The following is a 25,761-nucleotide window of genomic DNA, read 5'->3' on the forward strand; positions in this document are numbered from 1 at the left end:
CTGGCCGTGCGTGGCGACGCCCCCGGGCCGGGCAGTGTTCCCGTGCGCCGACGGTCGGGTCGGGCAGGACGGAAGGTGCCCCGATGACCCCCCTCGCCGGGAACCGTGTCGACCTCCCCGCCCGGCCGTCKGTCGGCTCGTCGGCGCGGCGGGCGCTCGTCGTGGGTGTCGTCGGCGGGCGCGGGGGTGCCGGCGCCTCGACGCTCGCCGCGGCCGTCGCACGGCGGCTCGCGCAGCGGACCGCGACGGTCCTGGTCGACCTCGACCGGGCGTCGGGCGGGATCGACGTCGTGCTCGGGCTCGAGTCGGCGGACGGTGTGCGCTGGCCTGACCTGGTGGACGCGCGCGGCGACGTCCGCGGCGCCGACGTGCTCGCGCTCCTGCCGCGGTGGGGACCGTGCGCGGTGCTCAGCGCCGACCGTGAGCGGCCCGGAGCGCCGGAGCCGGCGGTCGTCGCCGACGTGCTGCACGCGCTGACGCTCGAGACCGGAGCGCTCGTGCTGGACCTGGACCGCGCCGCCACCCTGGCGGGGGAGTCGGTCGCCGCCGTGTGTGACGCCGTGCTCGTCGTGGCGCCGCGGGACCTGCGCACGGTCGCGGGCATCCTCGCGGTGCGGCCCCGGCTCGACGCCGTGCCCACGTGGCTGGTGGTGCGCGGACCCGCGCCCGGCGGCCTCGGTGCCGCGGAGCTGTCCGCTGCGGTCCGGCTCCCGGTCCTCGGGACGCTGCCGGCCGAGCGGGGCCTCGCCGCGGCGCTCGAKCGCGGCGGGCCGCCCGGTCGAGGCCGTCTCGCCCGAGCCGCGGGCAGGCTCGTGGGAGCGCTCGAGAGCGAGCTCGGACGATGACGTCGGTGACGCCCGACTTCCTCGACGCCGTCCGGGCACGCGTCGGGCGCGACGCCGGGGCCGTCGGAGCGGCCGTCGAGGCCACCGCGCGGGACGTCGGCGCGGTGCTCGGGTCCGCCGCGCTGGGGTCGGTGACCCGGGCGGTCCGCGACGAGCTGTTCGGGGCCGGCCGGCTGCAGGCGCTCCTCGACGACCCTGCGGTGACGGACGTGCTGGTCAACGGGCCGCGCGAGGTGTGGGTCGAGCGGGCGGGGCGGCTCGTACTCACCGGCCTGGACCTCGGGGGCGCCGACGACGTGCGCGCGCTCGCGGTGCGCCTCGCGGCGGCGGGCGGTCAGCGCCTCGACGACGCCTCGCCGGCCGTKGATGCCCGGCTGCCCGACGGGACGCGGCTGCACGCCGTGCTCCCGCCCGTCGCCGATGCCGGTGCCCTCATCAGCCTGCGCGTCGTGCGGGCGCGCGCGTTCACGCTGGACCAGCTGGTGTCGTCCGGCACGCTGGCGCCCGCCCTCGTGCCGGTCGTCCGGGCACTCATCGCGACGCGCGCGAACCTCCTGATCTCCGGCGCGACCGGCTCCGGCAAGACCACCCTGCTCGCGGCGCTGCTGTCGACCGTGCCGCCTGACGAGCGGATCGTCCTGGTCGAGGAGGCCGGTGAGCTGGCGCCCGCGCACCCGCACGTGGTCCGGCTGGTCGCCCGGCAGGCGAACGTGGACGGCGCCGGCCGCGTCGACCTCGCCGACCTGGTCCGGCACGCGCTGCGCATGCGCCCCGACCGGATCGTGCTCGGCGAGTGCCGCGGGGCCGAGGTGCGGGAGGTGCTGGCGGCCATGAACACCGGGCACGACGGCGGCTGCGCGACGGTGCACGCCAACGCTGCCGCGGACGTGCCCGCGCGGCTCGAGGCGCTCGCGGCCCTCGCGGGGATGTCGCGGGACGCGGTCGCCGCGCAGGCGTCGAGCGCCTTCGACGCGGTGCTGCACCTCCGCCGTGCGGCCGCGCCCCGGGGTCGGCGGTACCTGGCCGAGGTCGGCGTCGTGCGGCGTGACCCGACCGGAGCCCTTCAGGTGGCCTGCGCGCTCCGCTGCGACCCGGCAGGCGTCGTCTCGACCGGACCGGCGTGGGCGGGGCTGGCGCCGCGGCTCGGGCTTCCTGCCCCGGACGGTGGTGCGGGATGAGCCCTCTGGTCGGCCTGCTGGTGGCGCTCACGGTGTGCCTCCTCGGCGGGCCCCGCGGTCGGTCGGCCCGGGCGATGGCCGCGGGTGGACAGACCGAGGGGCTGGCCGGTCGACATCCCGCGAGGCCGGGCCCGCGACACCCGGGTGGTACGGACCTCGCGGCGGTCCTGCTCGCGACGTCCGCCCAGCTGCGGGCCGGGGTCGGTCCGGCCGACGCATGGGGCCGGACGATCGGGGCGCAGGCGACCGGGGCGGTGCCGACCGAGGAGGCGCTTCTCGCAGCGACCTCCGGGTCCGGCTCGGCCACCAGGCTCCGCTCGTGGGGTGGGTTCGCGGGCTCGTCGCGTCGTGGGCCCCGACGAGCCCGTGCCGGGGACCGTCAACGCGCGCGGGCTGTCGTGGCGGCAGCCCGGCTGTCCGACGAGCTCGGGGCACCGCTGTCGGGCGTGCTCGACCGGATCGCGTCGGCCGTGGCGGCCGACGAGGAGGCCGAGGGCGAGCGTCGCGCCGCTCTCGCCGGACCCCGGGCGACCGCGCGGGTGCTCGCCTGGCTGCCGCTGCTCGGGCTGCTGCTCGGTGGGCTGCTCGGCGCCGACCCGGTCGGCGTCGTCCTGTCGGGTGGGCTCGGAACGATGGCGGCTGCCCTCGGCGCCGCCCTGCTCCTGCTCGGCCGGTGGTGGACCGGCGCGCTCCTGCGCCGGGCCGCCCGCCCGTGACGCCCGTCCTGCTCCGCCGGTGGTGGGCCGGCGCGCTGCTGCGCCGGGCCGCTCGCCCGTGACGCCCGTCCTGCTCGGCTCGGTGGTGGCTTTGCTGATCGGCGCGGCGACCACGCCGTGGTGGTGGATGGCGTCTCCGGCAGCGGACCAGCGAGCGGTCCCGCGCCTGATCCACCGCCCCCGCGCGGCCGCGGTGACGCCGGTGGATGCCGTGCTGCTCCTCGATCTGGTCGACGTCGCGATCGCCACGGGCGCGTCGGTGCCTCGGGCGCTGTCGGCGGTCGGCGCCGCGATCGGGGGCGAGCAAGGGGATTCGCTGGCCCGGGGCGGCACCGCGCTCCTGCTCGGCGCACCGTGGCAGTCGGCGTGGGCTGGCGCCGCCGCGCCGCTGGCCGAGGTCGTCCGCGTGCTCGAGCCGAGCTGGACCACCGGGTCGGCGCCGGGACCGGCGTTGCGGGCCCGGGCCGAGCAGCTGCGCCGGGACCGGCGTGCTCGGGCCCGCACCGCCGCCGGCACGCTCGGCGTGCATCTCGTCCTCCCGCTCGGGCTCTGCTTCCTGCCCGCGTTCGTGCTCCTGGGGCTGGTCCCGATGGTGCTCAGCCTCGCGGGCGACCTGTTCGGGTGAGCGGCGGTGGTTCGCGGGCGGCGCCGGTCACCGAGCCGCCCACAGCCCGCCCGACGGACGCGGTGTCCACGGATCGGGCGCCCGACCCTCCGGGCGCCCGGTCGCGCGGCCGACGCTGGTGCGGCGCCGGACCTTCGCGGCGCCCGACGAGAGGAGAGGTCATGAGTGTCGAGACGTACCGGCCCGACCCGCACGACGACGAGGCGCCCAGGGCTTCCGGATCCGACGAGGCGGCCGCCCCGGCCCTCCGGACGGCACGCCGGCGGGCGGTCCTGCCGCAGCGGATGGTCGCGCGGCTCGCCCGCGGGCGGCACGCGCGCCAGGCGCTGGCGGACGCCGGGATGGCGACCGCCGAGTACGCCATCGCCACCCTGGCCGCGGTGGGCTTCGCGGGGCTGCTCGTGGTGATCCTCAAGGGGAACGAGGTGAAGGGGTTGCTGACGGGGATCATCCGGCAGGCGCTGTCGCTGTGACGGCTCGCCGGCGCGGAGATCGCGGGAGCGTCACCGCGGAGCTCGCCGTCGGTCTGCCGGCCGTGGCTCTGCTGCTGGTCGCGCTGCTCACGGTCGCCTCGGCGGCGATCGCGCAGACGCGGTGCAGCGACGCCGCCCGCGCCGGGGCCCGCGCCGCGGCTCTCGGGGAGCCGGACGCGACGGTGGTCGAGACGGCCCGCCGGGTGGGTGGTGAGGGCGCCGCCGTGGCCGTGAGCCGCGCGGGTGGGTGGGTGACGGTGGACGTGTCCGCGGCCGTCGGGTCGTGGCGGGGTTCGCCGGTGCGCGCCCACGCGGCGGCGGTCGCCAGGGTCGAACCGTGAGGGCGGGCATGGTGCGCGCCGCCCATGCGTCCGCGGTCGCCAGGTTGAACCGTGAGGACGGACCTGGTGCGCGCCCATGCGTCGGCGGTCGCCAGGGTCGAACCGTGAGGGCGGACATGCTGCGCGCTCGCGCGTCGGCGGATGGCAAGGGTCGTCCGTGAGGGCGGGACGGGGTCCGCGCGAACCCGCCGCCGGTCATCGGGGCTGGACCCTCCCGTTCCGGGACGATGCGCCAGACCGCGGCTCCGGAACGGTGCTCCTGCTCGCGCTGGTGGCGGTGTGCGGGATGGTCGCGGCCCTGCTCGGGCTGCTCGGATCCGCTCAGCTCGCGCGCGGCCGCGCGCAGACGGCGGCCGACCTCGCAGCGCTCGCGGGGGCTGGCCAGGCGCTCGCCGGGACGGGCGCGGATCCCTGCGCTCTGGCGGCCGAGGTGGTCCGTCGCAACGGCGGCCGCCTGACCGAGTGCGTGGACGAGGGGGCGGCCGTCATGCGGGTGCGGGTCGTGGTTCACGCGGCGGCCGGAGACGCCACGGCCGTGGCGCGTGCCGGGCCGTCTGGCGCCCGGGGTCGGCGCCGGTCGCGCCGGGTGCGCCCGGCGCGGGGGTCAGGGGCGAGGTGCGTGGGCCAGGACGGCATCGAGCAGGCGGATGGCCGCCGCCTTCTCGAGCGGGTTGTTGGCGTTGCCGCACTTCGGCGACTGGACGCACGCGGGGCATCCGGAGAAGCAGCGGCAGGCGGCGATCGCGTCGCGCGTGGCTTGCAACCAGGTGGCCCCGAGCGTGAACCCGCGTTCCGCGAAGCCCGCCCCGCCGGGGTAGGCGTCGTGCACGAACACGGTGGCCTGCTCGGTGTCGACGTGGAGCGCGGTCGACAGGCCGCCGAGGTCCCAGCGGTCGCACGTGGCCAGCAGCGGGAGGAGGCCGATCGACGCGTGCTCCGCGGCGTGGAGCGCGCCCGGCGCGGCCTCGACGGTCACACCCGCCGCCAGGAGCACCTCGGCCGGCGCGGTCCACCAGACGGCCGTCGTGCGCAGCGTGCGAGCGGGCAGGTCGAGCTCCTCGCTACCCAGCACCTGCAGGTCGGGGATGCGTTTGCGCTGGTAGCCGAGGACCTTCGTCGTGACGTCGACGGAGCCGAAGCCCCAGGTCACCGGCCCCCACGGGACCTCGGCGTCGATCGACTGGATCTCCGTCGTCGTGACCCAGCGTGCCCACGTGCCGTAGTCGACGTCCCGACGGGTGACCAGCGCGACGCCGTCCTCGAGCCGCAGCTCGTCGACGACGAAGGTCGCCCCCTGGTGCACGTAGACGGCACCGTCGTGGACGGTCGAGTCCGCCGACCTGGCGTCGACGGTGCCGAGCAGCCGGCCCGTGACGGACTCGACCACGCGCACGGGGTCGCCGCCGGACCCGCGCAGGTCGGTGAGGCGGCTGGCCGACTCGTTGTGCGTCCAGTACCAGCCCGACGGGCGCCGCCGGAGGGTGCCGCGCTCGACCAGCTCGCCCAGCAGCTCGGCGGTACGCGGACCGAACAGGTCGAGCTCGTCGGAACGCAACGGCTGCTCGGCCGCGGCGGCGCACAGGTGCGGCGCCAGCACGTAGGGGTTGGTGGTGTCGAAGACCGTCGCCTCGACGGGGGTGTCGAAGATGGCCTCGGCGTGGTGCACCAGGAACGTGTCGAGCGGGTCCTCGCGGGCGACCAGGACCACGAGCCCGTCTGTGCCGGCGCGCCCGGCCCGTCCGGCCTGCTGCCAGAGCGAGACCCGCGTGCCGGGCCAGCCGGCGATGAGCACCGCGTCGAGGCCCGAGATGTCGACGCCCAGTTCGAGGGCGTTCGTGGTCGCGAGCGCACGCAGCGAACCCGACCGGATCGCGGCCTCGAGCGCGCGGCGCTCCTCGGGGAGGTACCCGCCCCGGTACGCCGACACGGACCGCGCCAGGGTCGGGTCGATCTCCTCCAGGTGCGCGCGGGTGGTGGCCGCGACGGACTCGGCGCCGCGGCGGGACCGCGTGAACGCGAGCGACCGAGCGCCGGCGGCGGTCAGGTCGGCGAGGAGGTCGGCGATCTCGGCGGTCGCCGTGCGGCGGGGCCGGTCGGAGGGCTCGGCGACGACGCGGTCGCCCGTGCCGAGCGGGCCGGACCCCTCCGAGGTGGAGAAGGCGGTGGCGAGCAGGTCGGCGAGCACGACGGGCTCCGGCGACGTCGAGGTGGGGCGGTCAGGCGTCGACCCCGAGTCCGCCTCGCGCACGGCGAACCTGTCAGGCCCGGGCACGGCCCAGACGTCGTCTGGGGCGGGCGGGCTGCGGTCGTCGAGGCTGCGGGTCACGTGCGCGGGCAGGGCGAGCGGCGTGGCCCAGGGGTCGTCGGCGGGCAGCAGCGACGACCAGGGCGCCTCGGCGCCGGGCAGCTCCGGCGGCTGCCAGAGGACGAAGGTCTTGCGGCCCGCGGGGGAGGTGTCGGCGGTCACCGCGGTGACCTCGGACGGGTCGACGCCGATCAGCCGCGCGGCGCTCGCGGCGGGGTCGGAGGTGGTGGCGGAGGCCATGACGAACGTCGGCGTCGCGCCGTAGGACGCGGCGAGCCGGCGCAGGCGCCGCAGGACGAGCCCCACGTGCGCACCGAAGACGCCGCGGAAGGCGTGGCACTCGTCGACCACGACGTACCGCAAGGATCCGAGCAGCCGCGCCCAGCGCCGGTGCTGCGGGAGCAGGGCGAAGTGCAGGAAGTCGGGGTTGGTGAGCACGACGTCGGCGTGCTCCTGGACCCAGCGGCGCTCGTCGAGCGAGGTGTCGCCGTCGCAGGTGGCCACCCGCACGTCGCGTGCGCGGCCGGCGACGAGGAGCCGCTCGAGGGCGGCCAGCTGGTCGGCAGCGAGCGCCTTCGTCGGGCACAGGTACAGCGTGCTCGCGCGTCGGCTGACGGTCTCGATGCGGCCCGGATCGAGGAGCGCACCCGCGGCCGCGGCCCGGGTGGTCGACAGGGCCGGCAACCAGAACGCCAGCGACTTGCCGGACCCGGTCGAGGTGGCCAGGACGGTGTGCCGGCCGGACCAGGCGGCATCGGCGGCCTCGACCTGGTGCAGCCAGGGGCGCTCGACGCCGAGCGACCGGTAGCCCTGCACCAGGTCCGCGTCGGCCCAGGTGGGCCAGTCGGCGTGAGCGCCGGGCCGCGAAGGGAGGTGCCGCACATGGGTCGCCCGGTCCGCGCGCCGTCCGGCGGCGAGCAGCACGTCGAGCAGCTCACCGGTTCCGACCACCCGCCCATCATCCCTCCCCGCACCCACGGGCACGTCGCTCGGGGGAGGATCAGGGCATGGCTGCGCGGATCGACCTCAACTGCGACCTCGGCGAGGAGCTCGACCCCTGGGCGCCGGGCGAGCGCGGCCTCGACGCGCAGCTGCTCGACGTCGTGACCAGCGCCAACGTGGCCTGCGGGTTCCACGCGGGCGACGCGCGGATCATGGCGGCGGTCTGCCGGGCGGCGGCTGCGCGCGGCGTCGCCGTCGGTGCGCACGTGTCCTACCTCGACCGCGAGCACTTCGGCCGCCGGTTCCTCGACGTGCCCGCCGACGTGCTCCGGGAGCAGGTGAGCCACCAGGTCGCGGCGCTGCGGGCGATCGCGCTCGGCGAGGGGACCCGGGTCGCCTACGTGAAGCCGCACGGCGCCCTGTACAACGCGGTGGTCCACCACGAGGCGCAGGCGCGAGCGGTCGTGGACGCGATCGACGACCTTCCCGTGGTCGGGCTGCCCGGCTCCGCGGTGCTCGACGCGGCGACGGCGAAGGGCCTCCGGGCGGTCACCGAGGCGTTCGCCGACCGCGGGTACCGCCCCGACGGCACCCTGGTGCCGCGCTCCGAGCCGGGGGCGCTCGTGACGTCGGCCGACGAGGTCGCCGCGCGGGTGGTGCGGATCGCGCTCGAGGGCGTGGTGCGCGCCGTGGACGGCACCGACGTGCGGGTGTTCGCCGAGTCGGTGTGCGTGCACTCCGACACCCCGGGCGCCGCGGCGCTCGCGGCTGCGGTGCGGGCGGCCCTCGACGCGGCCGGGGTGCGGGTCGCGGCGTTCGTCACCACGACGGGCTGACAGCCACCCACCCGGTGCCGTAGGTCGGGCAGGATCGGCGCATGACCGACGCGCGCGACCTGCGGGTGCTGCCCTACGGGGACGACGCCGTGCTGGTCGAGCTGCCCGGGCTGGCCGAGGTCCGGGCGCTCGACGACGCGGTCCGGGCCGCGCGCCGCACGGACCCCGACGCCGCCACGATCGTCGACCAGGTGCCCGCGGCGCGCACGCTCCTGCTCCGGGTGCGGGACGGCGCGGACGCCGGAGCGCTCCCGGTCGCGCGCTGGTGGGCGGACCGGTCCGTGACGCCGGAGGTGGACGGCGGACCCGAGGTGGTCCTCGACGTCGACTACGACGGTCCCGACCTCGACGACGTCGCGCGGCTGACGGGGCTGAGCCAGGACGAGGTCGTCCGCCGGCACATCGCAGCGCGCTACACGGTCGCGTTCGGCGGCTTCATGCCGGGTTTCGCGTACCTGACCGGTCTCGACGCGACGCTGCGCGTCCCTCGGCTGGACAGCCCGCGGGAGCGCGTGCCGGCGGGTTCGGTGGCGATCGCCGACGAGTTCAGCGCGGTCTATCCCGCGGCGACCCCGGGTGGGTGGCGGTTGCTCGGCCGGTGCGACGTCGCGCTGTTCGACGTGGACCGTGACCCGCCGGCCCTGCTGCAGCCCGGTACTCGCGTGCGGTTCGTGGCTCGATGACCGCCGCGATCGAGGTCGTCGAACCCGGCCTCCTCACGCTCGTGCAGGACCTCGGGCGGCCCGGCTGGGCGCACGTCGGCGTGGGGCGCTCGGGCGCGGCCGACGCGGGCGCCCTGCGTCTGGCCAACCGGCTCGTCGCCAACGACGAGGGCGCCGCCGGCCTGGAGGTCCTGCTCGGCGGCCTGCGCCTGCGTGCTCGGGGGGATCTGACGGTGGCGCTCACGGGCGCCCGCGGCCCGGCGTGGCGCGACGGCCGACCGGTGGGGCACGAGGCCGTGCTCGAGCTGCCGGCGGGTTCGGAGCTGAGGCTCGGCACGGTCACCCTCGGCGTGCGCACCTACCTCGCGGTGCGTGGGGGGCTCGACGTGCCGAGCGTCCTCGGGTCGCGCAGCACGGACCAGCTGGCGGGCCTGGGTCCCGATCCCCTGGCCGCGGGCGACGTCCTCCCGGTCGGTCCGGCGCCCGAGCGGTGGCCCGTGGTCGACGTCGCCCCCGTGCACGAGTGGCCCGACCGGTTCGCGCTGCCCGTGGTGCCGGGGCCGCACGCGGACTGGTTCGACGACGCGGTCGACCGGCTGGTGGCCCACGAGTTCCGAGTGACGCCGGCGACCAACCGGGTCGCCGTGCGCCTGTCCGGGCCGGTCGTCCCGCGGACGCCCGAGCGCGCGGGACGCGAGCTGCCGTCGGAGGGCCTCGTCGTCGGCGCCGTGCAGGTGCCGCCCGACGGGCAGCCGGTCGTGTTCTCCGTCGACCACCCCGTGACCGGCGGATACCCGGTGGCTGCGGTGGTGCGCCGGCGCGCGCTCGGGCTGCTGGGGCAGCTGCGCCCCGGGGACCCCGTGCGGTTCGTGCGCGGCTGACCGGTTGCCGGGGTAACTCGTCTTCGTCGCAGGCCGCCCACTCTGTTATGAATGGCCCGAGAGGGAGGACACCGTGGTGGATGTGCGTGTGACCAGCCGGGACGTCGGTCCCCGGACGGTCGTGGACGTCGAGGGCGAGATCGACGTGTCCTCTGCCGACGCCCTGCGCGACCAGCTCGCGAGCCTCCTCGATCGCGACCGCACCGACCTCGTCATCGACCTGCGCGCCGTCACGTTCATGGACTCGACCGGCCTCGGCGTGCTCGTCGGCACCCTGAAGAAGGTCCGGCTGGCCGGAGGTCAGCTGCAGCTGGTGATCGACTCCGAGCGGTTGCTCAAGGTGTTCCGCATCACCGCGCTCCTGCAGGTGTTCACCGTGCACGAGACGGTCGAGGCCGCGCTCGACGCGTGAGGCCGTAGACGAGCGCCGGCTCGCCGTCGGCGGTGGTCGACGACGCGATGCGGATCGACCAGCCGTCGAGCGTCCGGAGACGGCGACCCGAGCAGACGGGTGACCCTCGGACGCCCGCACTGCACGGGCAACACGATCGACGCGTCGTGGTGCGATCCACGTCACATCTGCTGGCTAGACTCACCGGGTCGCGCAGCAACGGGGCTGCGGGACGGGCGTGGTCAGGGGGGCCTCGCTGAGTCCGAGGAGGATGCATGGTCGAGCTCGGGTCAACGAGCATCACGATCGTCAGTGTCATCGCGGCCGTTGCGGTCGCGTCCCTGCTCATCGCCGTCGTCCTGCGCCGTCAGGTGCTCGCGGCCGGTGAGGGGACCGAGTCCATGCGCGAGATCGCGCGCGCGGTCCAGGAAGGGGCGGCGGCGTACCTGAGCCGCCAGTTCCGCACCCTGGCCCTCTTCGCGGTCGTCGTCTGCGCCCTGCTCTTCCTGCTGCCGGGCGACGGCGGCGTCAAGGTGGGCCGGTCGATCTTCTTCCTGATCGGTGCCGGGTTCTCCGCGGCGATCGGGTACCTGGGCATGTGGTTGGCCACGCGGGCCAACGTCCGGGTGGCTGCCGCCGCGTCGCAGGAGGGTGGGCGTGCAGAGGGTGCGCGCATCGCGTTCCGGACCGGCGGGTTCGTCGGCATGAGCGTCGTGGGCCTCGGCCTGCTCGGCGCCGCGTCCGTCGTCCTCATCTACAAGGCGCAGGCGCCGTCGGTGCTCGAGGGCTTCGGCTTCGGGGCCGCGCTGCTCGCCATGTTCATGCGGGTCGGCGGCGGCATCTTCACCAAGGCCGCCGACGTGGGCGCCGACCTCGTGGGCAAGGTCGAGAAGCACATCCCCGAGGACGACCCGCGCAACGCGGCCACCATCGCGGACAACGTCGGCGACAACGTGGGCGACTGCGCCGGCATGGCCGCGGACCTGTTCGAGTCCTACGCGGTGACGCTGGTCGCGGCGCTCATCCTGGGCAAGGCGGCGTTCGGCGAGCAGGGTCTCGTCTTCCCGCTGATCGTCACGGCGATGGGTGCGCTGGTCGCGGTGCTCGGCGTCTTCATCACCCGGGTGCGCGGCGCGGAGAGCGGCCTCGCGGCCATCAACCGCGGCTTCTACGTCTCCGCGCTGGTCGGCGTGCTCCTCTCGGCCGTCGCCGCGTTCGTCTACCTGCCGTCGACGTTCGCGGACTTCACGGACGGCACCGCCGGCCTGGAGACGCACGCTGGCGACCCGCGCCTCATCGCCTCGGTCGCGGTGGCCATCGGCGTCGTCCTGGCCGGGATCATCCTGTGGGTCACGGGCTACTTCACGGGCACGACGAGCAAGCCGACGCTCCACGTCGCGCGCACCACGCTCACCGGCGCGGCCACGGTGGTCCTCTCGGGCATCGGGGTCGGCTTCGAGTCCGCCGTCTACACCGCGGGCATCATCGCCGCGGCCATCTGCGGCGTGTTCCTGCTGGCCGGCGGCTCGGTGGCGCTGTCCTTGTTCCTCATCGCGCTGGCGGGCTGCGGCCTGCTGACCACGGTCGGCGTCATCGTCGCCATGGACACGTTCGGGCCGGTGAGCGACAACGCCCAGGGCATCGCGGAGATGTCCGGGGACGTCAGCCCGGAGGGCGCGCAGATCCTCACGGACCTGGACGCCGTCGGCAACACGACGAAGGCCGTCACCAAGGGCATCGCCATCGCGACGGCGGTCCTCGCCGCGACCGCGCTCTTCGGGTCGTACGCCGAGGCGGTGTCGAGCGCCCTGCGCACCGCAGGGGACGTCACGGGCGACATCACTGCCTCGATGCTCAACTACAGCATCATCAGCCCGGTCACCCTGGTCGGGGTCATCCTCGGCGGTGCGACCGTGTTCCTGTTCTCGGGCCTGGCCATCGACGCCGTGACCCGCGCGGCGGGGGCCATCGTCTTCGAGGTCCGTCGCCAGTTCCGCGAGCACCCCGGGATCATGACCTACGAGGAGCGCCCGGAGTACGGCAAGGTCGTCGACATCTGCACGCGTGACTCCCTGCGGGAGCTGGCGACGCCCGGGCTGCTCGCGGCGTTCGCGCCGATCGCCGTCGGGTTCGGCCTCGGGGTCGGCCCGCTCGCTGGGTTCCTCGGCGGGGCCATCGCGACCGGCGTGCTCATGGCGGTCTTCCTGGCCAACTCGGGCGGTGCCTGGGACAACGCGAAGAAGATCGTCGAGGACGGCAACTTCGGTGGCAAGGGGTCCGACGCCCACGCGGCGGCGGTCATCGGCGACACCGTGGGTGACCCGTTCAAGGACACCGCCGGCCCGGCCATCAACCCGCTGCTCAAGGTGATGAACCTGGTGTCGCTGCTCATCGCGCCGGCCGTGGTCGCCGTCTCGGTGGGGACCGACGCCAACACGACGGCTCGCATCAGCATCGCCGTGGTCGCGGCGCTCGTCGCGGGCGGCGCGGTCGTGATGTCCCGCCTGCGGGCCTCGCGGGCCGACAAGGACGACCTGACGCGCGAGGCCGAGAAGGCGCTCGCGCACTGACGGTCCGGGCGCGACCGCCCCGTCGGCTCAGGCCGGCGGGGCGGTCGACTCTCTCACCATGAGCTCGGGCGTCACCGTCACACGATGGGTGGCCCGCGTCGGGTCGGCCAGGCGGCCCACCAGCAGCTCGACGGCCGCGCGTCCGATGGACCGGCGCGGCGGCCGCACGGCGGTCAGGGGCGGGTTGGCCAGGCCCGCGACCTCGTCGTCGTAGGCGACGACCGACAGCTGCCCCGGCACCGAGATGCCGCGCTCCTCGCACCGCTCGACCAGCGAGATCGCCTCGGGGTCGGAGTGCACGAGCAGCGCGGTCGTGCCGGAGGAGAGGCACGCGTCGAGGATGCGGTCGACCTCGGCGCGCCAGTCCGGGTCGCGGTAGTTCACGGTCGGCAGGTCGAGCGTCCCCGTGATCCCGAGCTCCTCGCACGCGGTGAGCCACCCCGCGCGCACCTTGGGTGCCGTGGGGCTGAGCTTCGAGTACGCGAGACCGACCCGTCGGTGGCCGAGTGCGCCGAGGTGGTGCACGGCGATGCTGGCGCCGAGCGCGTGGTCCGAGACCACCGACTCCATGGGCGCGTGGTAGGGCGGCACGGTCGCCGTCCGCTCGACCAGGACGACGGGCAGGTCGAGGGCGTCGAGCCGCGTGAGCAGGGCGTCGCCACCCGGGCCGGACAGGTTCGGCGCGATGAGCAGGCCGTCCACGCCGACGGTCTCCACCAGCCCCGTGACCTGCCGTTCGTCGTCCTCGACCTCGTACGACGACCCGCGCAGCACCACCCGCACGCCGAGCCGGGCCGCGGCCTCGCGGGCACCCTGCAGGACGCCGGGCCAGTAGTAGTCGAGCGACGGGACGATCATGCCGAGCGTCGCGACGTCGGGGGTGTCGACCTCCTCGTCGGTGCTCGCCAGCAGCGTCGCGCCGCCGTGCACCCGGCGCACCAGGCCCTCGGTGGCCAGCTGGTTGATGTCGCGTCGCACCGTCACCGGCGTGACCCCCAGCGCGGACGCCACGTCGGTCACGCGGATCGTCCCGTCGCGGCGCAGGACCTCGAGCAGCTGGTCGCGACGGGCCACGGGCAGCGAGGTCACGGGCCCACCTCCACGGTGACGACGAGCGAGCCGCGGCCGGACGCGTCGTCGACGCTCAGCTCGAGCCGCGTGAGGCGGTCGCCCCACACGTCGGCGAGCATCGGGTCGTCCAGCGGGCGGACGGTCGTGGACGCGGTCACGTTCGCAGGGTCCCAGGTCAGGTGGGTCGGGCGCGCGTTGTCGAGCGGGTGGATCACGGCGTGTCCCGGGCCGTCCAGTCGGACGTCGCCCGCGAGCATCCAGTGCACCACCGTCCCGGTGCCGCCCGGCGTGGCCGCCCAGTCGTCCTCGATCACCACGCGGGACCGTGCGCGGTCCAGGGTGACCGTCCGGGTCCAGCGGGTCAGGTCGTCCGTCGGGTAGGCCGCGGTGAGGTCGAGCTGCAGCCGAGCGTCGTCGGCCCGCGCGTGCTCCGCGCGGTACGCGGCTCCGTCGCGCTGCGGGGTGCCGCGGACCTCCGGGACGGAGTGCCAGCTGCTCTGCATGGCCCAGATGTCGTAGCGGTCGGGCCCGAAGGTCTGCGCGGTGTAGGTGGGGCGGCCGGGGTCGACGACGACCGGGACGCCGTCGACGGCGACGACGACGGAGCCGACGTCGTTGTGGTTGTGCGACTCGGCGTTGTGGCCGCCCTTGAGCGCGACAGTCAGGCCGGTCGGGCTGCCGGCGGTCTCGCGCAGCAGTCCGACCTGGGTGCTCGCCAGCCACACCTGCTCCGGGAGCGGGGACGGCGGCGTCGCGGACGGCCACGCGTCGTAGGTCAGCGCCTGGACCACGCGCCCGATGCCGCCGCGCTCGGGGAGCTCCGACCGGGCGTGCTCGGAGGCGGCGTGCGCCGTCGCCGCGGTCGAGCCCGTGCGCAGCCCCCAGGCGTGCGAGACGTGCCACGGCTGGTCGGGCGTCGGCCGCGCGGTCCCGTCGCCGACGCCCAGGTACCACGGGCCGCCCAGGTGCATGCGGTGCGGGTAGTCGACGGTGGCGCGGACGATGGGCAGCGTGGACGCGTCGAGGCCGGTCACGTGCTCGAGCAGGGTGAGGGCCTCGAGCGCGCGGCACGCGCCCTGCCACCAGTAGCCGTAGCCCTCGTCGATCGCGCCGTCCGCGGGCAGCGAGGCCAGGTAGTCGTCGAGGCCGTCGACCACGCGTGCGACCACGGCGGAACGGTCCGGGTCCTCGAGCAGCACGAGCGCGGCCGCCAGCACGTTGCCGTGGATCCACGCGGTCCAGTTGCTCAGGGGCGGCACCAGCCAGCCCCAGTCGTCGCGCGCGACGAACGGGTCGAGCACGCGCGTGCGCACCTCGTGCCGGATCCTGCGCCGCACGCCGGGCATCTGCGTGTCGAGCCGGTCGCCGAGCAGGTGGTCGATCCACGCGAGCCGCGCGGCGACCTCGCCCGCGCCCAGGTCGAGCACGGGCTCGGTCACCAGGGGAAGGGTCGTGCCGGGATCACCGTGCGCCGGCCAGCACCACGAGCTCTGCTCGCACAGGAGGATGACGCCGTCGGCCACCTCGTCGACCCACGCCGGGTCGTCGACGACCAGGGCGGCGACCACCGCGCGGGTCAGCCGGTCCTCGCGCGCGAACACCCGGTCCTCGTACTCGACCCGGTCGCCGTCGCGGCGGTAGCGCGCGTACTGGCTCGCGAGCGGCTGGGGCCACGGGGTGCCGCGCTCGGCTGTCGCCCGGGCGAGGATGCCGCGGTCGTCGACGGCGGCCCAGTCGAACGTCGGGAGCGACGCCGTGACCGGGAGCGTCCCCAGGGCATCGCGAAGGGATGTCGGCATGCGTCCTCGTCTCGGATCGGCGGTGATCGAAAATGATCATAACTTGTTCGGAAAGCGCTTGACGAGGATCGAACGTGTGCGTTTAACTCGGGCCCTGCGGGTCGAAGTGATCAAAGACGACATGCCCGCTGACGCGACTTCGACGAGGAAGGGCGACGCGTGACGCACCCCGGCAATCCGCCCCACGTCCTGCTGCTCATGAACCAGGGCACGTTCGAGCTGCAGTTCCAGGCGTCGCAGATCGAGCGCTTGCGGCAGCTGGCCGTGCTGGGGGAGCCCGTGCGTCTCGACGACCTCGACGGGCCCGAGGCCCGGGCGCAGCTTGCCGGCGCCGACGTGCTCATCACGTCGTGGGGTGCGCCGTCGATCACGTCCGAGCACCTCGCGGCGGCGCCCCGCCTCCGGGCCGTCCTGCACGCCGCGGGCACGGTGCGCGGCCTGGTGCCCGACGAGGCCTGGGACCGGGGCATCGTGGTGACCTCTGCCGCGGACGAGAACGCGCGGCCCGTCGCCGAGTTCACGCTGGCGGCGATCATCCTGGCCGGCAAGCGCGCGCCGTTCTTCGCGGCGTCGGCGCGGACCCGCCGGGACGGGTGGTCGTTCGCCGACGAGCGCGGGGACCTCAGCAACCGCGGCCGCACGGTCGGCATCGTCGGCTGGTCGCGCATCGGGCGCCGGACGGTCGAGCTGCTCGACCTGCTGGAGACCGCCGACGTGCTGGTGGCCGACCCGACCATCACGGCGGCGGACCTGGCGGGCACCGGCGCGCGGCTGGTGGACCTGCCGGAGCTGCTGCGCCGCAGCGACATCGTCAGCCTGCACGCCCCGGCGCTCCCGGAGACCCGGCACCTGGTCGGCGCCGAGGAGCTCGCGCTCATGCCCGACGGCGCGACGCTCATCAACACCGCGCGCGGCGTGCTCGTCGACACCGCGGCGCTCGAGCGCGAGGTGGCGCCGGGCCGGCTCTACGCGATCCTCGACGTCACCGACCCGGAACCGCTGCCGGCGTCGTCGGTCCTCTACGACCTGCCCAACGTCATGCTCACCCCGCACATCGCGGGCTCGCTGGGCTCTGAGGCGCGCCGGATGAGCGACCACACGCTGGACGAGCTCGAGCGCGTGATCGCCGGCGAGCCCGTGCTCGCCCCGGTGACCCGCGAGCACCTCGTGGTGGGCGCGTGAGCGCGCGCGAGATCCGCACCCGCGAGCAGTGGGCGGGCCTCGCCGACGACATGCTGCTGGCGGTGCGGCCGTACGCGTCCGCGGACCACGCGCTGATCACCCTGCCCGGCGCGCCCGGCGGCTACGGCACCGCGGTCGACGGCCTCGAGGGGTTCGCCCGGACGTTCCTGCTGGCCGGCTTCCGGCTGGCGGGGGAGCGCGGTGCCGACCCGCTGAACCTGGCCGAGTGGTACGCCGCCGGCCTGGCCGCGGGCACCGACCCGTCGTCGCCCGGGCGGTGGGTGCGCCCGCGGGAGCACGGGCAGGCCAAGGTCGAGGCCGCGTCGCTGGCGCTGATCCTCGACCTGACGCGGCCGTGGCTCTGGAACTCGCTCGACGGCGGCGTGCAGGAGCGGGTCGTCCACTACCTCGCGGAGGTCGTCGGCGACCGCACGTACCCGCGCAACAACTGGCTGTGGTTCCGCGTGGTCGTCGAGACGTTCCTGCGGTCCGTCGGCGGCCCGTGGTCGGCCGCCGACCTGGAGGAGGACCTCGCGCTGCACGAGTCCTTCGCGCGCGCCGACGGCTGGTTCTCCGACGGCGACCAGCGCAGCTTCGACCACTACGTCGGCTGGGCCATGCACCTGTACCCGGTGCTGTGGGCGCGCATGCAGGGGGCCGCCGTCCCGGCCGAGCGGCAGGCCCGTGACGTCGCGCGCCTCGACCGCTACCTGCAGGACGCGATCCGACTCGTCGGCGCCGACGGCAGCCCCCTGATCCAGGGCCGCAGCCTGACGTACCGGTTCGCCGCCGCGGCGCCGTACTGGGCGGGCGCGATCGCCGGGGTGCCGAGCACGTCGCCCGGGCAGCTGCGGCGAGCCGCGTCGAGCATCGTCACGCACTTCGTGCAGCACGACGCCCCCGACGCGGATGGCCTGCTCACCCTCGGGTGGCACGGCCCCTGGCGCCCGCTCGCGCAGAGCTACTCCGGCACCGGCTCTCCGTACTGGGCGTCGAAGGGCATGCTCGGCCTCGCGCTGCCCGCCGACCACCCCGTCTGGACCGCCGACGAGGAGCCGCTGCCGGTCGAGGTGGCCGACGACCTGGTCGCCGTGCGAGCCCCCGGCTGGATCGTCAGCGGGACCCACGACGACGGCATCGTGCGCGTCATCAACCACGGCACGGACCACGCCGACGAGGGGTCGCTGGGCGCCGACTCCCCGCTCTACGCGCGGCTCGGGTACTCGACGGCGACGTCCCCGCTGCTCGACGAGCAGGCCTGGGAGGAGCCGTTCGACCAGGCCGTCGTCCTGGTCGACCCCGCCGGACGCGCCACCCACCGGTCCGGCATGACCCTGCTGACCTGCGAGGTCGCCGACGAGGTCGGCGTCGCGTCATCCCGGTCGACCGCGCACCTGGTCGACATCGACCGTTCGCTGCACACGCACGGTTCCGGCCTGGCCGGCACGTCCGAGGTCGTCGGCACCCTGACCACCGTGTCCGTCGTGCGGGGCGCCTGGGAGGTGCGGGCGGTGCGCGTGGACGACGCCGCCGAGGGCCTCACCCTGCGGACCGCCAGCTGGCCCGTGGCCGGCGAGCACGAGGTGGTCCCCGACGGGGTGCGGAGCGGACGGCTGACGTCGCTGCTGATCCCGTCGACGGAGGTCCGGATCGACAAGGACGCGAGCCCGCTGGGTCCGTCGACCGCGACGCCGTGGGCGTCGATCCCCGCGGTTCCCGGCGACTGGTGGGTCACCGTCGTCGGCCTGGCCGAGCACCCCGGCACCCCTCCGACCGCTGCCGTCACCGCCGCGCAGCTGACCGTGACCTGGCCCAACGGCCGGTTCACATCGCACGCCCTGCCCGACCAGCAGTGACACGCGGGCGACGACGCCCGGCGTGACCAGTTCGCACGGCCCCGAGGACGAGGCCGTGACCGAGAGGAGAGCACCATGAACAGGAAGGCCCTGGCCGCCATCGGCGCCGCCGCGGCTCTCTCGCTGACGCTCGCCGCGTGCGGCAGCAGCAGCGGGGGCGGCTCGTCGGACGACGAGTCGACCGCATCCGGACCGGTGGACCTGTCGGTCGCCGTCTGGAGCATGGACCAGACCCCCGAGTTCCAGGCCCTCTTCGACGCGTTCGAGAAGGCCTACCCCGACATCACGATCAAGCCGGTCGACATCCTCGCGGACGACTACCCGGAGAAGGTCACCACGATGCTCGCCGGTGGGGACACCACCGACGTCATCACCATGAAGACGCTCACCGACTACTCCCGCTACGCCGGGCGCGGCCAGCTCGAGGACGTCACCGACCTGGTCACCGACTACCCGGACGGCAAGCTGGCCGGCACCGACGGCTACGACCAGGACGGCAAGTACTTCGCGGTCCCGTACCGCGCCGACTTCTGGGTCCTGTACTACAACAAGGCGCTGTTCGACGCGGCCGGCGTCGACTACCCGGACCACGTGACGTGGGACGAGTACGCCGACCTGGCGAAGAAGCTCACGGGCACCGACGCCGCGGGCCAGAAGGTCTACGGCACGTACAACCACATCTGGCGCTCGGTCACGCAGGCCGCGGCGCAGGCGCAGAACGACGGTGCCGACCTGCTCAGCGGCGACTACGGGTTCATGAAGGACCAGTACGAGCTCAACGTCGGGCTGCAGAAGGACGGCTACGCGCTGGACTACGCCACCGCCAAGACGCAGCAGGTCAGCTACCGGACGATGTTCGAGACGCAGGCCACCGCGATGATGCCGATGGGCACCTGGTACATCTCCGGGATCCTGCAGGCCAAGAAGGACGGCAAGTCCACGGTCGACTGGGGCATCGCGCCCATGCCGCAGGTGGACGGCGCCGACGGCACCACGACCTTCGGCGGTCCCACGGCGTTCGCCGTGAACAAGGCCTCGAAGCACAAGGACGCCGCCAAGAAGTTCCTCGCGTTCGCCGCCTCGCTCGAGGGCGCCAAGGCCATCGCCGCCATCGGCGTCGTGCCGGCCCTGCAGAGCGACGACGTCACCGCCGCGTACTTCGCCCTCGACGGCATGCCCACCGACGACCTGTCCAAGCAGGCGTTCGCGCCGGACGACGTCCACCTGGAGATCGCGCCGTCGGACATCACGGCCGACGTCGACACGATCCTCAACGAGGAGCACGACCTGATCATGGTCGGCGAGAAGTCGATCGACGACGGCATCGCCGAGATGGAGAGCCGGGTCAAGCAGGACGTCCTCGACTAGGAGCCTCTCGCGCGGGCCGGCTCGATGCCGGCCCGCGCGGCCAGGCGAAGGAGAACCATGGCCATCACCGCAGCGCCGCCGACAGCGCCCACAGCGCCGTCGAGCGCCCGGACCACCGGGAAGCAGTCGCGCCGGAACACGCTCATCGGCATCAGCTTCATCCTGCCGAACTTCCTCGGGTTCGCCCTGCTCACGCTGGTCCCCGTGGTCGCGGCCTTCGGGCTCGCCTTCATGGAGTGGGACTCGTACAACCCCGCGGAGTGGGTGGGGCTGGACAACTTCCAGAAGATGTTCGGCAGCGACACGTTCTGGATCGCGCTGCGCAACACGCTCTACTACGGCCTGGGCCATGTGCCGCTGACGCTGCTGTGCTCGCTCGGCCTGGCACTGGTGCTCAACCGCAAGCTGCGCGGCGTGCGGTTCTTCCGGACCGCCGCGTTCTTCCCGTACGTCACGTCGATGGTGGCCGTGGCCGTCGTCTGGAACATGCTGTTCAACCCGACGATGGGGCCGATCAACCAGCTCCTCACGACGCTCGGCGTGAGCAGCCCGCCTGGCTGGACCTCGAGCTCCGACTGGGCGATGCCGGCGGTGATCATCACCAGCGTCTGGCGGGACATGGGCTACTACATGATCCTGTTCCTGGCCGGCCTGCAGACCATCCCGGTCGAGTACTACGAGGCCGCCCGCGTGGACGGCGCCAACGCGTGGCAGCGGTTCTGGCACATCACGCTGCCCACCCTGCGCCCGACGACGTTCCTGGTGCTGATCCTGCTGACCGTCGGCTCGTTCAAGGTCTTCGACCTCATCGTCGTCATGACCGACGGCGGCCCGGGCCGCGCCACCCTCGTGCTCTCGCAGCTGATCTACCGCGAGGGCATCGCGCAAGGCGACTTCGGGTACGCGTCGGCCATCTCCCTGGTGCTGTTCGTCATCGTGCTGCTGGTGACCGTGCTGCAGTTCCGGCTCGGCGAGCGGAAGGACCGCTGATGAGCGTCATCGAAGCCCCCACCGCCACCGTCTCGCTGGACGGTCCCCCGGTGGTGCCCCCCGGGCCGGAACGGCACCCCGTGCGCACCGCGGTGATGTACGTGCTGATCACCGTCATCGCGCTGGGCGTGCTCGTGCCGTTCGTCTGGATGGTCTCCTCGTCGCTGAAGAACAACAACGAGGTGTTCACGGTCCCCACCCAGTGGGTCCCCCGCGAATTCCAGTGGCACAACTACGTGGACATCTGGTCGCGGATCCCGATGACCACCTACCTGCGCAACTCGCTGTTCCTCTCGCTGACCATCACGTTCCTGCAGGTGCTCACCGGCAGCTTCGCGGCCTACGGGTTCTCGAAGGTGCGTTGGCGGGGGCGGGACGCGCTGTTCGTCGCGTACATCGCGACCATCGCCGTGCCGTGGCAGGCGTACATGGTCCCGCAGTACGTGATGCTGCAGAAGGCCGGCCTGGTCAACACGTTCTGGTCGCTGATCCTGCTGCAGGCGTTCGGCGCGTTCGGGGTGTTCCTGCTGCGGCAGTACTACCTGACCATCCCCGACGAGCTCTGCGAGGCCGCCCGCATCGACGGCCTGTCCGAGTACGGCATCTACCGACGGATCATCCTGCCGCTGTCCAAGCCGGCGCTCGCGTCGCTCGCCCTGCTCACGTTCGTCGCCACGTGGAACGACTACATGGGGCCGTTCATCTACCTCACCAGCAACGACCTGTGGACCGTGCAGCTGGGGCTCAAGTCGTTCGTCGGCCTGTTCGACGGCGACTACGCCATGATCATGACCGGCTCGGTGATCTCCGTCGTCCCGATCCTGGTGATCTTCCTGCTCGGGCAGAAGTACTTCATCCGGGGCATCGCGACGAGCGGGCTGAAGGGATGACGACGCTCACCGCCGGCACCTACGAGCGCGGCTTCCGGGGCGTGTGGACGGCGCTCGTCGTCAACCTGCTGCTCGCGGTGGCGGCGTCGCCCCTGCTGCTGGCGCTCGGCCTGGCGGACGACCCGCTGGACGCGGTGCCGTTCTTCGCGGTGCTGTCCTGCGTGTGCGGGCCCGCGCTGCTCGGCGCCTTCGGGGCTTTCGCGGCCGACGACCGGCCGGCGCGGGCGTTCCTGACCGCGTACCGGCGGGGCTTCCGGCGCGGCCTGGCCCTGTGGGCGATCGGCGCTGCCGCGCTCGGGATGCTCGCCGTCGACGTGGTCGGGGCGGTGTCCGGCGAGGTGGCGTTCGCGCGGCCGTTGCTGCCGATGTTCGTCGTGCTGGCGGTCCTCGTCGTGGCCGTGCTGCCCTACGCCTTCGTCGCGCCCCGCGAGGTCCCGCTCGGCGCGACGCTGAGCGCGGCCGCCGTCGTGGCGCTGCGGCGCTGGTACCTGTCCGCGCTCAACACCCTCGTCCTGGCCGTGCTCGTCGGCGTGCTCCTGGTCAAGCCCGGGATCGGGGTGCTCGTGGCGTGCGCGCCGCTGCTCTATGTGGTGTGGTCGAACGCGCGCTACGCCCTGCACCCCCAGGAGGACTGATGCCCCACGCCCTCGTGCTCGCGGGCCACGGCCGGTACGAGGACCCGTGGCACGACGCCGCGGCGATCTCGCACCGCCTCGCCTCGTTGCTCGCCGACGACGGCATCGACACCACGATCCGCGGCACGATGCCGGGCGCGCTGTCCGACATCGACCCCGACCTGGTGATCGTGGCCTCCGGCCGCGGCCGGCCCGACCCCGCGTTCGACGGCACCGACGACGACTGGGCGCCGTTCCACGCCCGGCTCGCCGCCCTCGTCGGTGCCGGGGTCCCGTTGCTCGGGCTGCACCAGGCCGCGAACACCTTCGCCGACTCGCCCACCTGGACCTCCGTGCTGGGCGGCCGGTGGGTCGAGGGGACGTCGTGGCACCCGGAGCACGGCCCCGCCGCGTTCCCGGTCGTCGCACCGGACCACCCCATCACCTCCGGGCTCGGCCCGATTCAGGCCGACGACGAGCAGTACCTCGACCTCGACGTCGCGCCCGGCGTCGAGGTGCTCGTCGTGGCGTCGCACGACGGGGCCGCGCACCCGGTGGTCTGGGTCGCGCCCGGTCCGGCTCGCGTGGTCTACGACGCACTCGGGCACGACGTCCGGTCCTACGACTCCCCGTCGCGCGTCGAGCTGTTCCGCCGCGAGGTCCGCTGGCTGCTGGAACGCTGACCGCCGGGTTGCCTCCGCGGTGAGCCGCGCGAGGATGTGGCGGTGACCACGCGCGCCGGCCTCCGGGTCATGACCTACAACATCAAAGGGCTGCACCTCTCGCGGCCCGACGCCGTCGCCGTGGTGCGCGCCGCCGCGCCCGACGTGCTCGCCGTGCAGGAGCCGCCGCGCGGCGTCCTCGGGCGGTGGCGGCTGGCCCGGTTCGCGCGCGCGGCCGGTCTGCGCGCCGTCGTCAACGGCCGCGGTGCCCGGACCACCGCCCTCCTCGTCGCACCGGGCCGCCGTGTCACCGACGCGCACGCCGTGCGGCTGTCCTGGCGACCCGGCACCACCCGCCGCGGCGTGTCGGTGGCGACCGTCGAAGGTATCCGGTTCGTGGTCGTGCACCTCTCGTTGGTCCGCGACGAACGCGCCGAGCACCTGTCGGGGGTCCTGCACGACCATGTCCTGACCGACCGGACCGTCGTCCTCGGCGACCTCAACGAGCTCCCCGACGGCCCGGCGTGGGCCCGCCTTACCGGCGTGCTCGTCGACACCGCCCCGATCGCCGGCCCCACCTTCCCGGCCGGCGAGCCGCACCAGCGCATCGACGCGATCCTGGTCACGCCGGACCTCACCTTCTCGGCGCCCCGCGTCCTGTCCGGCCCGGAGGTCGCCGTGGCGAGCGACCACCGGCCGCTCGTCGTCGACCTGACGCCGTAACGCGTTCGACCCATCGCGCCGTCCGAACCTGCCGCGCTTGGTACCGGTGGGACGGGTGGGGCGCCCTCCGCGCCCCTGGCGGCACTCGCATCCCCAGTGCGGCGGGATCCGACGACGCGGCGGGGATGATGGGGCCGTGGTCCACGACTCCGCGCCCGGCGCGCCCCACCCCCACGCCGCCCTCGTCTCGGCGCTCCGCGACGACCTGAGCAGCTCGGGATACGGCGTCGCCGGCGTCGAGGAGGTCCTCGGAGCCGTGGCGGCCGACGCGCTGCACCGCGAGGAACCGGTGCCGGCGCTCCGCGCGACCGCCGCGGCCGCCGACGACGTCGTCGCGGCGCTGATCCGGACGTTCCTGCTGGGGGAGACGACCCCGCGCCGGACGCTCGAGCGCGCGCTGCCGACCCTGACCGTGGCGGGCGCGGAGCAGCTGGGGCTGGTCGAGGTCGACGGCGACGAGGTCCGCGCCCGCGTCGACCTGCGCCCCTACACCGCGGTCGACGGCGGCGGCGAGGTCGACTGGTGGATCGCCTCCGACCTGGGTGAGCTGGCCACCGGGACCGCGCTGCGGACCGACCACGTGCTCGGCGTCGGCGGGGCGTCGACCACGCTCGCGCAGGTCACCGTGCGCGACGAGCGGGACCACGTGCTCGACCTCGGCACGGGCTGCGGGATCCAGGCACTGCACGCGTCGCGGCACTCCCGCCGGGTGGTCGGCACGGACATCTCGCGGCGCGCCCTCGGGTTCGCGCGGTTCAACGCCGAGCTCGCCGGCCTCGACGGGTTCCGGCTCGAGCTGCGGGAGGGGTCGATGCTCGAGCCGGTCGCGCAGGAGCGGTTCGACCTCGTCGTCAGCAACCCGCCGTTCGTCATCACGCCGCGCACGCCCGGCATGCCGTCGTACGAGTACCGCGACGGCGGCCGTTCGGGGGACGCGATCGTGCGCGAGCTGGTCGAGGGGGTCGGCGCGATGCTGGCGCCCGGCGGGGTCGCGCAGCTGCTGGGCAACTGGGAGGTGCGGCGCGGTGAGGAGTGGCACGAGCGGGTGGGGTCGTGGCTCGACGCCAGCGGCCTGGACGGCTGGGTGGTCCAGCGCGAGCTGCAGGACCCCGCGCAGTACGCCGAGACGTGGATCCGGGACGGCGGGACGACCCCGGATCGGGACCGGGCGGCCTGGGCGCAGCGGTACGGGGAGTGGCTCGACGACTTCGCGTCGCGGGACGTCGAGGGGATCGGCTTCGGCATCGTGACCCTGCGCAAGCCCGTCGGGAAACCGACGCTGCGCCGGCTCGAGGAGGTCACGGGCACCGTCCGGCAGCCGCTCGGGCCGGCGATCGCGTCGTCCCTCGCGGCCCACGACTGGCTCTCGATGAGCGACGACGAGCTCGCCGGCGAACGCCTCGTGGTCGCCCCCGACGTCACCGAGGAGCGGTACCTGACTCCCGGTGACGCGGACCCGCAGGTGGTCCTCCTGCGCCAGGGTGGTGGCTTCGGCCGCGCGGTCCAGGCCGGCACGGCGCTCGCGGGCTTCGTCGGGGTGTGCGACGGCGAGCTCACGGTCGGCCAGATCGTCAACGCCCTGGGCGCCCTGCTGGAGGTGGGCGCCGACGCGGTCGCGGCCGACGTCCTCCCGTCGGCCCGCGGCCTCGTCCGCGACGGCCTCCTGCTGCCGGCACAGGACTAGGCCCCAGCGCCTGACATCGCTGGGACGTCCGCATTCGGGTTGGTCAGGGCCCGCTCGAGTGCGGACGTTGGGGGACGGGCAGAGCGCACCTTGAGGGAGGGTTCATCTTCCTCACGTGGGCCGCCTGTGCGCCGCACGTCTAGCGCCGCGTCCACGC

The 25,761-nt window shown here is 74.5% G+C and carries 23 protein-coding genes and 1 pseudogene; 21 read left to right on the forward strand and 3 right to left on the reverse strand.

The features are described from left to right. Positions 1 to 83: 83 nt before the first annotated feature. From ssd to AC1DQC_RS09090, 7 genes and pseudogenes are all read left to right on the forward strand, one after another. The gene (ssd, locus tag AC1DQC_RS09060; protein WP_477050903.1) at positions 84 to 845 is read left to right on the forward strand and encodes a septum site-determining protein Ssd; all 762 of its coding nucleotides are present in this window, start codon (positions 84 to 86) and stop codon (positions 843 to 845) included. Further along, entirely contained in the window at positions 842 to 2,023 is a 1,182-nt protein-coding gene (locus AC1DQC_RS09065) for a TadA family conjugal transfer-associated ATPase (RefSeq protein ID WP_477050904.1), read from the forward strand. The genes ssd and AC1DQC_RS09065 overlap by 4 nt, the downstream gene beginning before the upstream one ends. Beyond that, a complete protein-coding gene (locus tag AC1DQC_RS09070) occupies positions 2,020 to 2,739 on the forward strand; it encodes a type II secretion system F family protein (protein ID WP_477050905.1) in 720 nt (239 codons plus the stop codon). Before AC1DQC_RS09065 ends, AC1DQC_RS09070 begins: the two co-directional genes overlap by 4 nt. A gap of 58 nt (positions 2,740 to 2,797) precedes the next feature. Then, positions 2,798 to 3,364 (forward strand): type II secretion system F family protein, encoded by a 567-nt coding sequence (locus tag AC1DQC_RS09075; RefSeq protein WP_477050906.1) that lies wholly within the window; start codon positions 2,798 to 2,800, stop codon positions 3,362 to 3,364. 161 nt (positions 3,365 to 3,525) lie between these two features. Continuing rightward, entirely contained in the window at positions 3,526 to 3,837 is a 312-nt protein-coding gene (locus AC1DQC_RS09080; protein WP_477050907.1) for a DUF4244 domain-containing protein, read from the forward strand. Further along, on the forward strand, positions 3,834 to 4,178 hold the full coding sequence (locus AC1DQC_RS09085; protein ID WP_477050908.1) for a TadE family type IV pilus minor pilin: 345 nt from the start codon (positions 3,834 to 3,836) through the stop codon (positions 4,176 to 4,178). Before AC1DQC_RS09080 ends, AC1DQC_RS09085 begins: the two co-directional genes overlap by 4 nt. A 76-nt stretch (positions 4,179 to 4,254) precedes the next feature. Then, a pseudogene (locus AC1DQC_RS09090) lies at positions 4,255 to 4,719 on the forward strand (Rv3654c family TadE-like protein); the annotation flags it as partial. A gap of 63 nt (positions 4,720 to 4,782) precedes the next feature. Here AC1DQC_RS09090 and AC1DQC_RS09095 read toward each other — a convergent pair. Further along, positions 4,783 to 7,434 carry a DEAD/DEAH box helicase gene (locus tag AC1DQC_RS09095; protein WP_477050909.1) on the reverse strand — a complete coding sequence of 884 codons (2,652 nt, stop codon included), beginning with the start codon at positions 7,432 to 7,434 and terminating at the stop codon, positions 4,783 to 4,785. A 56-nt stretch (positions 7,435 to 7,490) separates the two neighbouring features. Between AC1DQC_RS09095 and AC1DQC_RS09100 the strand changes: the two genes are divergently transcribed. The 5 genes from AC1DQC_RS09100 to AC1DQC_RS09120 all read left to right on the forward strand — a co-directional run bounded on the left by AC1DQC_RS09100 (position 7,491) and on the right by AC1DQC_RS09120 (position 12,765). After that, a complete protein-coding gene (locus AC1DQC_RS09100) occupies positions 7,491 to 8,261 on the forward strand; it encodes a LamB/YcsF family protein (protein ID WP_477050910.1) in 771 nt (256 codons plus the stop codon). A 41-nt stretch (positions 8,262 to 8,302) separates the two neighbouring features. After that, positions 8,303 to 8,944 carry a 5-oxoprolinase subunit B family protein gene (locus AC1DQC_RS09105; RefSeq protein ID WP_477050911.1) on the forward strand — a complete coding sequence of 214 codons (642 nt, stop codon included), beginning with the start codon at positions 8,303 to 8,305 and terminating at the stop codon, positions 8,942 to 8,944. Continuing rightward, entirely contained in the window at positions 8,941 to 9,804 is an 864-nt protein-coding gene (locus AC1DQC_RS09110; RefSeq protein WP_477050912.1) for a 5-oxoprolinase subunit C family protein, read from the forward strand. The genes AC1DQC_RS09105 and AC1DQC_RS09110 overlap by 4 nt, the downstream gene beginning before the upstream one ends. A 73-nt stretch (positions 9,805 to 9,877) precedes the next feature. Then, entirely contained in the window at positions 9,878 to 10,216 is a 339-nt protein-coding gene (locus AC1DQC_RS09115; RefSeq protein ID WP_477050913.1) for an STAS domain-containing protein, read from the forward strand. Between the two features lie 254 nt (positions 10,217 to 10,470). Further along, positions 10,471 to 12,765, forward strand: a complete 2,295-nt coding sequence (locus AC1DQC_RS09120) for a sodium-translocating pyrophosphatase (protein WP_477050914.1) — start codon at positions 10,471 to 10,473, stop codon at positions 12,763 to 12,765. A 27-nt stretch (positions 12,766 to 12,792) separates the two neighbouring features. Here AC1DQC_RS09120 and AC1DQC_RS09125 read toward each other — a convergent pair whose 3' ends face one another. Both AC1DQC_RS09125 and AC1DQC_RS09130 read right to left on the reverse strand, forming a co-directional pair. Continuing rightward, positions 12,793 to 13,854 carry a LacI family DNA-binding transcriptional regulator gene (locus AC1DQC_RS09125; protein ID WP_477050915.1) on the reverse strand — a complete coding sequence of 354 codons (1,062 nt, stop codon included), beginning with the start codon at positions 13,852 to 13,854 and terminating at the stop codon, positions 12,793 to 12,795. Continuing rightward, positions 13,851 to 15,635, reverse strand: a complete 1,785-nt coding sequence (locus AC1DQC_RS09130) for a heparinase II/III domain-containing protein (RefSeq protein ID WP_477050916.1) — start codon at positions 15,633 to 15,635, stop codon at positions 13,851 to 13,853. Before AC1DQC_RS09130 ends, AC1DQC_RS09125 begins: the two co-directional genes overlap by 4 nt. Before the next feature lie 159 nt (positions 15,636 to 15,794). Here AC1DQC_RS09130 and AC1DQC_RS09135 point away from each other — a divergent pair, with 159 nt between their 5' ends. The 9 genes from AC1DQC_RS09135 (at position 15,795) to AC1DQC_RS09175 (ending at position 25,604) form a co-directional block, all read left to right on the forward strand. Beyond that, on the forward strand, positions 15,795 to 16,817 hold the full coding sequence (locus tag AC1DQC_RS09135; RefSeq protein WP_477050917.1) for a hydroxyacid dehydrogenase: 1,023 nt from the start codon (positions 15,795 to 15,797) through the stop codon (positions 16,815 to 16,817). Continuing rightward, positions 16,814 to 18,673: a DUF2264 domain-containing protein gene (locus AC1DQC_RS09140; RefSeq protein ID WP_477050918.1), complete on the forward strand. Its 1,860-nt coding sequence runs from the start codon at positions 16,814 to 16,816 to the stop codon at positions 18,671 to 18,673. The genes AC1DQC_RS09135 and AC1DQC_RS09140 overlap by 4 nt, the downstream gene beginning before the upstream one ends. Before the next feature lie 75 nt (positions 18,674 to 18,748). Next, the gene (locus AC1DQC_RS09145; RefSeq protein ID WP_477050919.1) at positions 18,749 to 20,041 is read left to right on the forward strand and encodes an ABC transporter substrate-binding protein; all 1,293 of its coding nucleotides are present in this window, start codon (positions 18,749 to 18,751) and stop codon (positions 20,039 to 20,041) included. A 57-nt stretch (positions 20,042 to 20,098) separates the two neighbouring features. Continuing rightward, positions 20,099 to 21,031 (forward strand): carbohydrate ABC transporter permease, encoded by a 933-nt coding sequence (locus AC1DQC_RS09150; protein WP_477050920.1) that lies wholly within the window; start codon positions 20,099 to 20,101, stop codon positions 21,029 to 21,031. Next, on the forward strand, positions 21,031 to 21,921 hold the full coding sequence (locus AC1DQC_RS09155) for a carbohydrate ABC transporter permease (protein ID WP_477050921.1): 891 nt from the start codon (positions 21,031 to 21,033) through the stop codon (positions 21,919 to 21,921). The genes AC1DQC_RS09150 and AC1DQC_RS09155 overlap by 1 nt, the downstream gene beginning before the upstream one ends. Further along, the gene (locus AC1DQC_RS09160) at positions 21,918 to 22,556 is read left to right on the forward strand and encodes a hypothetical protein (protein WP_477050922.1); all 639 of its coding nucleotides are present in this window, start codon (positions 21,918 to 21,920) and stop codon (positions 22,554 to 22,556) included. Before AC1DQC_RS09155 ends, AC1DQC_RS09160 begins: the two co-directional genes overlap by 4 nt. Then, positions 22,556 to 23,218 carry a ThuA domain-containing protein gene (locus AC1DQC_RS09165; protein ID WP_477050923.1) on the forward strand — a complete coding sequence of 221 codons (663 nt, stop codon included), beginning with the start codon at positions 22,556 to 22,558 and terminating at the stop codon, positions 23,216 to 23,218. Before AC1DQC_RS09160 ends, AC1DQC_RS09165 begins: the two co-directional genes overlap by 1 nt. A gap of 42 nt (positions 23,219 to 23,260) precedes the next feature. Continuing rightward, positions 23,261 to 23,920 carry an endonuclease/exonuclease/phosphatase family protein gene (locus AC1DQC_RS09170; protein WP_477050924.1) on the forward strand — a complete coding sequence of 220 codons (660 nt, stop codon included), beginning with the start codon at positions 23,261 to 23,263 and terminating at the stop codon, positions 23,918 to 23,920. Between the two features lie 136 nt (positions 23,921 to 24,056). Continuing rightward, positions 24,057 to 25,604 carry a DUF7059 domain-containing protein gene (locus AC1DQC_RS09175; RefSeq protein ID WP_477050925.1) on the forward strand — a complete coding sequence of 516 codons (1,548 nt, stop codon included), beginning with the start codon at positions 24,057 to 24,059 and terminating at the stop codon, positions 25,602 to 25,604. Positions 25,605 to 25,761 lie beyond the last annotated feature (157 nt).

This window comes from Cellulomonas sp. P4_H12 (assembly GCF_056400905.1).